A 10,801-nucleotide genomic window follows, 5' to 3' on the forward strand; every position below is an offset into this window, starting at 1 on the left:
GGGGCGGGGGGGGGGGGGGCCGCGGGCGGGGGGGCTTGGCGGGGCGGGGGGGGGGCGGCGCGGGGGGGCAGGGGGGCCCCCGCCCCGCGGCCCCGCGGCCCGGATGCCGGATCGCGGGCGATCAGCCGTGGCGTCAGGCCGGGGCGCGGGCGAGGTCGAGGGTGTAGGCGGTACCGCCGGTGGGGGACGGTTCGACGGTGAGCTCGCCGTTCATCGCCTCGACGAAGCCCCGCGCCACGGTGAGGCCGGTGCCGTCGGCGGCCGGGCCGGGGGCCCGCACCCGGAGGTGGATCCGCCCGGCCACCGCGCCCGCGTCCACCAGGGCGGGCCTGCCGGCCCCCGCCAGGACGACCGCGAGGGCGCGTTCCAGCAGCCCGGCGTCGGCGAGCACGGGCGGCAGGCCGTCCGGGAGGGCGAGGCGCACGTCGCGCTGCTCGCCGCCCTGCTCGGCGGGCAGGGTGGCCAGCGCGGCGGCGAGCACCGGGGCCAGCGCCGTGGGGCGCAGCAGCACCGGTTGCTCGCCGGCCCGCAGCCGGTCGAGGTCCAGCAGGTCGGCGACCAGGCGTTCCATCCGCCGCACCTCGGCGGCGATCCGCCGCCCCGGCGGCCCCGGCAGGTCGGCGGCCTCGCGGCGCAGCGCGGCGAGCGGGGCGCGCAGGTCCTGTCCGACGGCCTCCAGCAGTGCGGTGTGCAGGGCGTCGGTGTGGGCGAGGGTCTCGGCGGCGGCGGCCTGGGCGGCCAGCCGTTCGCGTTCCCGGGCCAGTCGCAGCTGGGTGACGTAGGGGCCGAGCAGTCGGGTGTCCTGCTCGGTGAGCGCCGGTCCGCGCAGGGCCAGGACGGCGTCCGGGCCGAGGTCGACGGCGAGCGAGGCCTCTTCGGGGCGCTGCGGGAGGGCGGTGCCGGAGGCGGCGGTGGGGCGCCAGAGCCGGCCGGTGCGGACGAGGACGACGGCGCCCTCCAGGCCGAACACCTGGCGCAGGTCGGCGATCAGGTCGGGCACGGCGCGGGCGCCGGACTCGACCGCCGCGCCGGCCAGCCGGGCCAGCACCGCCGCTTCGGCGCGGGCCCGGTCGGCCTGCTGGGAGCGGCGGGTGAGGCCGTCGATGAGGTGGGCGATGATCCCGGCGACGGCGAGGAAGAGCAGCAGTGCGGCGAGGTCGGCGCCGCGGGTGACGGCGAGGCTGTGCCAGGGCGCGGTGAAGAAGTAGTCGGCGGCGAGCGCCCCGGCGGCGGTGCTGGCGGCGGCGGGCAGCAGGCCGCCGAGCCGGGCGGTGGCGGCGACGACCAGCAGCAGGCAGAGCAGGGCGCCGGGGAGGGCCAGCGAGTCGCGCAGCGGGGAGAGCGCCCAGGCCAGGGCGGCCGTTGCGGCCGGGCCGGCCAGCCAGGCCAGGCGCCGGCGGCGCGGCGGGACGGCGGCCGGGCGGCGGCGCCGGGGTGCGGGCGGGACGGCCAGCAGGCCGGGTTGGGGCGGGGGGACGACCCGGACGTCGATCGGGCCGGCCAGCCGGATGACGCGGTTGATCACCGAGCCGGAGACCAGTTCGCGCAGGCGGCTGCGGCTGGTCGGCCCGAGCAGGATCTGGGTGGCGCTCTCGGCGCGGGCGAAGTCCACCAGGGCGCGGGCGGCGTCGTTGCCGTCGACCTCGATGTAGCCGCCGTGGAGTTCGTGCAGCAGGGCGCGCTGGCCGGCGAGGGCGGGCGGCTCGTGGACGGTGGCGCCGTCGTCGGGCCGGACGTGCACGCCGATCAGGTCGCCGTGCACCCGGGTGGCGGTGCGGGCGCCGCGGCGGATCAGGTGCTCGCCCTGCGGGGCCCCGTTGAGGGCGACGACGATGCGTTCCTTGGTCTCCCAGGGCGCCCGGATGCCGTGCCGGGCGCGGTAGTCGGCGAGTTCCTCCTCGACCCGGTCGGCCAGCCAGAGCAGGGCGAGTTCGCGCAGGGCGCCGAGGTTGCCGGCCCGGAAGTAGTGGTCCAGGGCGACGTCGATCCGGTCGGGCGGGTAGATCGCGCCCTGGGCCATCCGGGTGCGCAGGGCCTGCGGGCTGAGGTCGACGAGTTCGATCCGGTCGGCGGCGCGGACCACCTCGTCGGGGATCCGCTCGCGCTGGGCGACGCCGGTGATCTGTTCGACGACGTCGTTGAGGCTCTCCAGGTGCTGGATGTTGACGGTGGTGGCCACGTCGACGCCGGCGTCGAGGAGTTCCCGGACGTCCTGCCAGCGTTTGGGGTGGCGGCCGCCGGGGGCGTTGGTGTGGGCGAGTTCGTCGACGAGCGCGAGCTGCGGGCGGCGGGCGAGCAGGGCGTCGACGTCGAGTTCGGTGAGGGTGGTGCCGCGGTGGCCGACGGTGCGGCGGGGCAGTACGGGCAGGTCCCCGAGCTGGTGTTCGGTGCCCCGGCGGCCGTAGGTCTCGACGAGTCCGACGACGACGTCGAGGTCTTCGTCGTCGCGCAGTCGGCGGCCCTCGGCGAGCATGGCGTACGTCTTGCCGACCCCCGGCGCAGCCCCCAGGAACACCCGCAGTCGTCCGCTCACCGCCGTGCCGCCACCTCCTCGGTGTCCATGCTCCGCCGGGGCGCCGGGGTGCGCGAGGGGGCGGGCGCTCCGGCGAGGTGGCGGGGCGCGCGAGGCGGCCGACGAGAGATCTGGATGGTGCTATCGTCATTAGCACCATGTTGCTGAAGCTGGACACCGGCGACGCCCGCCCCCTGCACGAGCAGGTGGCGGGCGCGATCAGGCGGGCCGTCGCCGAGGGCGAGTGCGCCCCCGGAGACAGGCTGCCACCGGCCCGGGAGCTCTCCCGGGCGCTGGGGGTGAACACCAACACCGTCCTGCGCGGGCTGCGCACGCTGCGCGACGAGGGCGTGCTGGAGTTCCGCCGGGGCCGTGGCGTCACGGTCGCCGAGGACGCCGACACGCGCTCCGAACTGGCCGAGCGGGTACGGCAGTTGGTCGCCGATGCGGCCCGGGCCGGCTACAGCAGGAACGATCTCGTGGACATGATCAGGGGGATGTCGTGACGGACGGGAAGCTCATAGCGAAGGAGCGCCGGGAGCCCGGGGCGGGGCGCGGCGCGTTCTGGGGCGCGGTGGCCTGGTCGGCGGGCGTCCTGGCCCTGCTGATCGCGCTGCCGTGGGCCGCGCGCCACCGGCTGCCGGACCCGCTCGCCACCCACTGGGGCGGGCAGGACCCGGACGGCTCCATGTCACTGACGGCGGCCGCGCTGTTCCCGGCGGCGGTCTGGCTGGTGCTGGTGCTGGCCGCCGCGGCCACCCTCCGGTTCCGGGCCGGGACGGCGCGCGGTGCCATCGGGCCGGCGCTGGCGGCCGGCGGAGTGCTCCTGACGGGGGCGCAGACCTCCATCGTGCACGCCAACCTGGACCGTGCGCGCTGGCAGGAGGCCGCGCCGATGGGCTTCGAGGTGGTCGTCCTGGTCGTGGCGGCGGGCCTGGCCGGCCTGCTGACCTGGCTGGCCGTCCGCCCGCGCGTCGACTCCCCGACCGGCGGGCGACCGGCGGCCGGGGCGCCGACGCTGACGGCCGTGCCGGGCGAGCACCTGGTCTGGCTCTCCCGAGCCGCCAACACGTGGCTGCAACTGGCCTCGGCCGTCCTCGCCCTGGGCGCCCTGGGCGCCGTGCTGGCGCCGGCCAGCGGGCTGATCGCGCTCAACTGGTCGCTGATCGTGCCGTTCGCCTCCACCTCCGTCATCACGCTCGGCTGCTCCTCGGTCACGGCCCGGGTGACCGCCGACGGCCTGTCCGTCGACTTCGGCCCGTTCGGCTGGCCCAGCCGGCGCTGGTCCCCCGCCGACCTCGACTCGGCCCGCGCCGAGCTGCGCACCCCCGCCCAGGCCGGCGGCTGGGGCTACCGCGTCAACAGCCTCGGCACCACCGTGATGCTGCGCCGCGGCGTCTGCCTGGTGGTCCGCACCCGGCGCGGGCGCGAGTTCGCCGTGAGCGTCGACGACGCCGAGCGCGGCGCGGCCCTGCTCAACTCCCTCATCGCCAGGTCCGCCAGCCCCACCGGCTGACCCCCGTCACGCCGCTGGGGTCCGTCTTCAAACCGCCCGTTCAGGTGGTGTGGACAGGGGCCGCACCGTGGGTACACCAGCTGACAGCTGCTCATAGTGCAGAGGGCAAGGAGGCGTCCGTGACCCACGAACGGCGGACGGCGGAAGACCCGGAGCGCGACGCGGTCGTCGCCCGGGGAGGCACCAACCAGGACGAACGGACCATCACCTTCCTACGACTCGGCGTCGGACTGATCGGCATCCTGCTGCCGCTCGCACTCCCCCTGGGGAACTGGCTGTTCGCCGAGCTCAGGGGCCAGAGCACGGCGGGATTCTGGCCGGCCTCGATGAGCGGCTCGTACTACACCAGCACCCGGAACCTCTTCGTGGGCGGCCTGTGCGCGCTCGGGGTGTTCCTGATCTGCTACCGCTTCGACCGCCGGGACGACCGCTGGAGCACCGCCGCCGGCGTGTTCGCGCTCGGGGTCGCCCTGTGCCCGACCGCGCCGCATGGCGCGACCTCGTTCCAGAGCGCGGTCGGCCTGCTGCACTACGCCTTCGCCGGACTGCTGCTCTTCGTGCTGGCGATGTTCTGCGTGTACTCCTTCCGCAACCCGCGCTCCACCCAGCCGTCCTGGGTCAGCCGGGCCTACCTGGCGGCCGGGGTGCTGATCCTGGTGCTCCTGCTGCTCGCCGTCGTCGCCGGGGTGGCCGGCGTCGGCACGGACTGGGCCGTCCGGCCGCTGTACCTGTGCGAGTGGTTCTCGACCTGGGCGTTCGGTGCCGCCTGGACCGGCGCCGCGCTCGAACTGGCCGCCGCCGGTCGATCGTACGGACACCACCCGCTCCTCCCGGGGCAGAGCGGCTCCCCCGCCACCGGCAGCCCGGCGGCCCAGCCCTAGGATGCGCTCTTAAGGGGGCCTTAACCCCAAGAGATGGTCATCTTGTCGTCCCGGAACACCGTTACCATGCGCACCAAGGCCCGCCACCAGGGCGGCCGGTGACGGAACCCCAGCAACGGGAGGACGAGTATGTCGAACGAGGTCCGGGCAGGGCGCGGTCCGCAGGAGGAGTACCCGTCGGTGGATCTGCGGATGGACGTACCGCACTCGGCGCGGGTCTACGACTACCTCATCGGCGGCAAGACCAACTTCGAGGCGGACCGCGTCGCCGCGCACGCCTCGGTGCAGGCCTGGCCGTCGCTGCCGATCTCCATGCGCACCACCCGCGACTTCATGCAGCGCGCCGTCCGCCACCTCACCGAGGAGTACGGCGTCCGGCAGTTCCTGGACATCGGCACCGGCATCCCCACCTCGCCCAACGTCCACGAGATCGCCCAGTCGATCGCCCCGGACGCGCGGGTCGCCTACGTCGACAACGACCCGATCGTGCTCACCCACGCGCGGGCCCTGATGTCCAGCACGTCGCAGGGCCGCACCTGTTACGTGGACGCCGACTTCCGCGACCCGGAGTCGATCATCCAGAACCCCCGGCTGCGCGAGGTCCTCGACTTCTCCCAGCCGGTGGCGCTGTCGCTGATCGCCATCGTCCACTTCGTGCTCGACGAGGACGACCCGCAGGGCATCGTACGCCGCTTCATGGACGCCCTGGCACCCGGCAGCTTCCTCGCCCTGACCGTGTTCACCGGGGACACCGACCCGGTGGGCGTGGGCGGCGTCGGCCGGGAGTACAACGCGCGCGGCATCCCGCTGCAGATCCGCGACCAGAAGGAGACCGCGGCCTTCTTCGACGGCTACGACCTCCTCGACCCCGGCGTCACCCTGGTCCACCACTGGCGCCCGGACACCGGGGCCGCGCCGATCCGCGACCAGGACATCGCGATGTACGCGGGCGTGGCGATCAAGCGCTGAGCCTGCCGACGTCAGCCGGGGACGGCGACCAGGCCCGCCTCGTAGGCCAGGATGACGAGGTGGACCCGGTCGCGGGCGTCGAGCTTGGCGAGCAGCCGGGTCATGTAGGTCTTCACCGTGGCGATGCTGAGGACCAGTTCGGCGGCGATCTCGGTGTTGGACAGGCCCCGGCCGACCAGGGTGAGGATCTCCCGCTCCCGGTCGGTGATCGCGCCCAGCCGCCGGGCGGCCGCTGTCGGCCCGGGGGCCGGCACCGGTGCAGCGGCCGGTGACGCGGCGGCCGCCGGGCCCGGGCCCGGCCGCTGGTCCGCGAAGGAGGAGATCAGCCGGCGGGTGACGCTCGGTGCGATCAGGGCGTCCCCGGCGGCCACCACCCGGACGGCGGCGAGGATGTCGTCCAGCGCCATGTCCTTGACCAGGAAGCCGGACGCCCCGGCGCGCAGCGCCGCGTACACGTGGTCGTCGTCGTCGAAGGTGGTGAGCACGACGACCCTGGTCGGCCCACCGCCGCCGGTGATCAGGCGGGTCGCCTCGATGCCGTCCATACCGGGCATCCGCAGGTCCATCACGACGACGTCGGGCCGCAGTTCACCGGCCAGCCGGACGGCCTCGGCGCCGGTGCCGGCCTCGCCGACCACCTCGACGTCGGCGGTCTCGGTGATGACCATCTCCAGTGCGGCCCGGACCAGCGGCTGGTCGTCGACCAGCAGGACGCGGGTCATGCATTCACCTCCACGGGGATCGGCAGTCGGACGGCGACCCGGAAGCCGCCCTCGGGGCGCGGACCGGCCTCGAACTCGCCGTCCAGCAGGCCGACCCGCTCGCGCAGCCCGGCCAGGCCGAAGCCGGTGCCCCGGCCCGGGTCGGTGCCGGGGCCCGTACCCCGGTCGGTGATCTCCACGGCCACCTCGCCCGCCGTGCGGCGGTCGACCAGGACCTCGCAGGAGCGGGTGTCCGCGTGCCGCACCACGTTGGTGACGGACTCCTGGATGACGCGGAACGCCGAGAGGTCGATCTCCGGTGGCAGCGGGCCCTGTTCACCCCGCCGCCGGACCTCGACCCGGACGCCGGCGGCGGCGGTCGCGGCGGCCAGCCGGTCGAGGTCGGCCAGGCCCTGGGGGGTGGTCGCCGACGTCTCGCCGTCGGCCTGGCGCAGCGCGACGAGCATCCGGCGCAGCCCGGCCAGGGTGTCCCGGCCGGCGTTCTCGATCTCGCCGAGCGCCTGCTTGGCCCGTTCGGGGCGGGTGTCGATGACCCGGCGGGCGGCGCCGGCCTGGAGGGCGACGATGCCGATGGTGTGGGCGACGGTGTCGTGCATCTCGCGGGCGATCCGCAGCCGTTCGGCGGTGACGGCCTCGGTGGCCGCCCGGGTGCTCAACGCCCGGGCGTGCTCGCGGTTCTGCCGCATCGAGCGGCCGATCAGCCAGGCGACCAGGGCGAGCAGCGCGGCGCCGTCGGCGGAGCCGATGTGGGTGCCGGTGAAGATGCCGACGGTGTTGCCGTGCACCAGGCCGATGTGCAGCACGAGCAGGCTCATCACCAGCGCGAACGCGGCCCGCGAGCTGCGGCGCGGCCGGGTGGCGGTGATCAGGCAGAGCGCGACGTCCACGGCCAGCAGGGAGGCCGGCGGCACCTGGGTGTCGGCGGCCCAGCCGTCGGTCTCCGTGAAGGCGGCGACGAACAGCAGGGCGACCGCGAGCACCGGGAGCCGGCGCACCAGCGCGGCGCCGGCGAAGGCCACCACCGTGGTGGCCAGGGTGAAGGACAGGCCGCCGTGGGCGGCGGCCCCGCCGTGGTACCGGGCGTTGCCGCCGAGCAGGACGGCGGGGTACGCGGCGGCCACGCACCAGGCGAGTCCGACCCAGACCTCGGGCGGAACGCGCCGGAACAGGGGCGGAGAGGGCGTCGCAAGCATACGAAGATCGTATCGGCGGCCCGAGGCGCCGTCATCGGACCGTGGTTGTACGACCGGGGGTGACAGCCGGGGCGCGCGGTGTCAGCGCCGGTCCGATGCGGCGGCCCGGCCCCGCCCGGCACCGTTGAGCCCATGATCGAAGTCACCGAGCTGACCAAGCGCTACGGCCGCACCACCGCCGTCGAACGCCTCACCTTCACCGTCCGGCCCGGCCATGTGACCGGCTTCCTGGGCCCCAACGGCGCGGGCAAGTCCACCACCCTGCGGCTGATCCTCGGCCTCAACGACCCGACCGGCGGCACCGCCACCGTCGACGGCCGCCCGTTCCGGTCTCGGCCGCGCGGCCTGCGCGACGTCGGCGCCCTGCTCGACGCGGGCGACGTCCACGGCGGGCGCAGCGGCGCGGCCCAACTGCGGGCGCTGGCCCGCGCCAACGCGATCCCGGCCGCGCGGGTCGAGGAGGTGCTGCACGAGGTCGGGCTCACCAAGGCCGCCGGGCGCCGGATCCGCGGTTACTCGCTGGGGATGAAGCAGCGCCTGGGCATCGCCGGCGCGCTGCTCGGCGACCCGCCCGTCCTCCTCTTCGACGAGCCGCTCAACGGCCTCGACCCGGAGGGCGTGCTGTGGGTGCGCGGCCTGTTCCGCCGCCTCGCAGCCGAAGGGCGGACGGTCTTCGTCTCCAGCCACCTGATGGCCGAGATGGAGCACACCGCCGACCGCCTGGTGGTGATCGGCCGGGGCCGGCTGATCGCCGACGAGAGCCTGGCGGAGTTCTCCGCCCGGGCCGGCCGCACCGGCGTCACCGTCCGGGCGGCCGAACCCGACCGGCTGGCGGCCGTGTTGACCGCGGCGGGCGCCACCATCCGCCCGGGCCCGGACGGCGCGCTCGCCGTGACCGGCCTGGACGCCACCCGGATCGGCGAACTCGCCCTGGAGCAGCGCCTGTTGCTGCACGCCCTGACCACCCGCACCGCCTCCCTGGAGGAGGCGTTCATGGAACTGACCGCCGACAGCGTCGACTACCTGGCCGGAGAGCCCCGATGAGCACCGCGACCACCACCCCCCGCCCCCTTCCCCGGCCCCTCCCCCGGCCACGCGCCCGCTTCGGCGACCTGCTCGCCGCCGAGTGGATCAAGTTCTGGTCCCTGCGTTCGACCGTCTGGGTGCTGGGCCTGAGCGCCCTGTTCATCATCGCCGCCAACCTCAAGGCGGCCCGGTACACCTACGACCACTACACCGTCGGCGACGGCGATCCGGCGACCATGCTGCAGGTCGCGCTCGGCGACTCCTTCACCATGATCGCCGCCGACGTCGTGATGATCGTCGCGGGCAGCGTCGGCGCGCTCGTCCTGGTCGGCGAGTACGCGAGCGGGCTGATCCGCACCACGCTGGTGGCCGTCCCGGACCGCCGGGCCGTGATCGCCGCCAAGGCCTGCGTACTGACCGCGGTCATGCTCGGCTACGGCGCCGTCACCGCGGGCGTCTCCTTCGGCGCCTGCCAGGCGGTCCTCGCCGACACGCACATCGGCGTGTCCGTCACCGACCCGACCGCGCTGCGCTTCGTCGCGGCCGCCGCCCTGTTCGCCCCGGTCTGCGCCCTCGCCGGATTCGCCCTCGGCGCGCTGATCCGGCACACCGCCGGAGCCGTCGTGGGCACCGTCCTGGTGCTGTTCTTCCTGCCGGCGTTCTTCAACGAGCGCTACCGCTGGTCGGCCGACCTCCTGCACGCCATGCCGCTCCAGGCCTGGCGCCGGCTGGCCCAGGTCGACCTGACCCACTCGCTGCCCTCCGCGCACCCGGCCACCGTCGCCGGATCCTGGGCCACGTTCGCGCTCTGGGCGCTCGCCTCGGTGGTGGTCGCCGCGGTCGCCGTCCAGCGCCGCGACCACTGACCCGCCGTCCGGCGGCGGCGCCGGAAACGCTGCTCACCCGTCGCGGCGGCCTGCCGCCACATCCGCCAGAGCCACCAGCAGCGCCGCCAGGACCAGGCCCGCCGCGACCGTCACGCCCAGTTGGAAGGCCAGCGCCCAGTCCGGGCGCGGGCCCTGGGCGTGGGCGAAGAAGACCGAGCCGACGATGGCGATGCCGACCGCCGAGCCGACCCGCTGGGCGGTCTGCAGGACACCGCCGGCGCTGCCCGCCCGGGCGATCGGCACCTGCTGGAGGGTCAGGGTCTGGTTCGGCGCGATCACCAGCCCGCTGCCCACCCCGGCGACCAGCAGCGGCAGCACCGTCGCCCAGCCGATCGCCGACCCCGTCCACAGCTGCACCGCCAGGGCCGAGGCCAGCAGGCCGGCCAGGACCAGCACCAGGCCGAGCAGCACCAACCGGCGGCCCAGCCGGTGCACCAGCCGTCCGCCGATCGCCGCGGACACGCCCGAGCCCAGCGCGAACGGCGTGATCGCCAGGCCCGCCGTCAGCGCCGAGTAGTGCAGGCCCGCTTGGAGGTAGAGCGTGAAGATGAAGAAGATCGCGGTGAACCCGGCGAAGTACACCAGCGACAGCGCCACCCCCGCCGCGTACGGGCGCACCGCGAACAGCGCCATGCTCACCAGCGGCTCCCGGCCCCGCGCGTAGTACCGCTCCCAGCCCACGAAGGCCCCCAGCAGCACCGCCGCCAGCGGCAGCAGCAACCAGCGCGTCGAGCCGTGCCACTGCTGCGCCTGGACGAACGGCAGCAGCAGCGCGACCGTCCCGGCGCCGAGCAGCAGCACCCCGACCGGGTCGAAGTCCCGGTGCCCGGCCCGCGAGGCCGCCGGCGGGGGCGGCGGGAGCAGCCGGTAGGCGATGGGCAGGGCGGCCACGCCGATCGGCAGGTTGACCAGGAACACCCAGCGCCAGCCGTTCTGCGGGCCGAACAGGTGGATCAGCAGGCCGCCCAGCAGCGGGCCGACGGCGGTGGACAGACCGATGGTGGCGGGGGGGGGGGGGCCGCGGCCGCCCGCCCGCGCCCCCCCGGCGCGGGCCCCGGCGCGATGCCGCAGTCAAGAGCGACACCCACCCCCCCC

At 75.4% G+C, this 10,801-nt stretch carries 9 protein-coding genes and 1 pseudogene; 6 read left to right on the top strand and 4 right to left on the bottom strand.

The genetic code is table 11. The features are described 5' to 3' along the window. Positions 1-133: 133 nt before the first annotated feature. Positions 134-2,533, bottom strand: a complete 2,400-nt coding sequence (locus tag ACFV61_RS01770; RefSeq protein ID WP_380489469.1) for a DUF4118 domain-containing protein — start codon at positions 2,531-2,533, stop codon at positions 134-136. 137 nt (positions 2,534-2,670) lie between these two features. Here ACFV61_RS01770 and ACFV61_RS01775 point away from each other — a divergent pair, with 137 nt between their 5' ends. The 4 genes from ACFV61_RS01775 to ACFV61_RS01790 all read left to right on the top strand — a co-directional run bounded on the left by ACFV61_RS01775 (position 2,671) and on the right by ACFV61_RS01790 (position 5,878). Then, on the top strand, positions 2,671-3,018 hold the full coding sequence (locus ACFV61_RS01775) for a GntR family transcriptional regulator (RefSeq protein WP_063350510.1): 348 nt from the start codon (positions 2,671-2,673) through the stop codon (positions 3,016-3,018). Then, on the top strand, positions 3,015-4,028 hold the full coding sequence (locus tag ACFV61_RS01780; protein ID WP_380489471.1) for a DUF1648 domain-containing protein: 1,014 nt from the start codon (positions 3,015-3,017) through the stop codon (positions 4,026-4,028). Before ACFV61_RS01775 ends, ACFV61_RS01780 begins: the two co-directional genes overlap by 4 nt. Before the next feature lie 119 nt (positions 4,029-4,147). After that, a complete protein-coding gene (locus ACFV61_RS01785; protein WP_380489474.1) occupies positions 4,148-4,909 on the top strand; it encodes a hypothetical protein in 762 nt (253 codons plus the stop codon). Positions 4,910-5,038: 129 nt separating this feature from the next. Further along, complete coding sequence (locus ACFV61_RS01790; protein WP_063350508.1) at positions 5,039-5,878, top strand: SAM-dependent methyltransferase; 840 nt, start codon at positions 5,039-5,041, stop codon at positions 5,876-5,878. Between the two features lie 11 nt (positions 5,879-5,889). Here the strand turns inward: ACFV61_RS01790 and ACFV61_RS01795 are convergent, their stop codons facing one another. After that, entirely contained in the window at positions 5,890-6,600 is a 711-nt protein-coding gene (locus ACFV61_RS01795) for a response regulator (RefSeq protein WP_380489477.1), read from the bottom strand. Then, a complete protein-coding gene (locus tag ACFV61_RS01800) occupies positions 6,597-7,793 on the bottom strand; it encodes a sensor histidine kinase (RefSeq protein ID WP_380489480.1) in 1,197 nt (398 codons plus the stop codon). The genes ACFV61_RS01795 and ACFV61_RS01800 overlap by 4 nt, the downstream gene beginning before the upstream one ends. 132 nt (positions 7,794-7,925) lie before the next feature. On the opposite strand from ACFV61_RS01800, the gene ACFV61_RS01805 reads away from it, so the two are divergent. Both ACFV61_RS01805 and ACFV61_RS01810 read left to right on the top strand, forming a co-directional pair. Beyond that, positions 7,926-8,837, top strand: coding sequence for an ABC transporter ATP-binding protein (locus ACFV61_RS01805; protein ID WP_380489482.1), 912 nt, complete (start codon positions 7,926-7,928; stop codon positions 8,835-8,837). Next, positions 8,834-9,685, top strand: a complete 852-nt coding sequence (locus ACFV61_RS01810) for an ABC transporter permease (RefSeq protein ID WP_380489485.1) — start codon at positions 8,834-8,836, stop codon at positions 9,683-9,685. Before ACFV61_RS01805 ends, ACFV61_RS01810 begins: the two co-directional genes overlap by 4 nt. Positions 9,686-9,718: 33 nt before the next feature. Here the strand turns inward: ACFV61_RS01810 and ACFV61_RS01815 are convergent. Continuing rightward, a pseudogene (locus tag ACFV61_RS01815) lies at positions 9,719-10,711 on the bottom strand (MFS transporter); the annotation flags it as partial. Positions 10,712-10,801: the final 90 nt, after the last annotated feature.

It is taken from the genome of Kitasatospora sp. NPDC059817 (genome assembly GCF_042731835.1).
Classification (GTDB): Bacteria; Actinomycetota; Actinomycetes; order Streptomycetales; family Streptomycetaceae; genus Kitasatospora.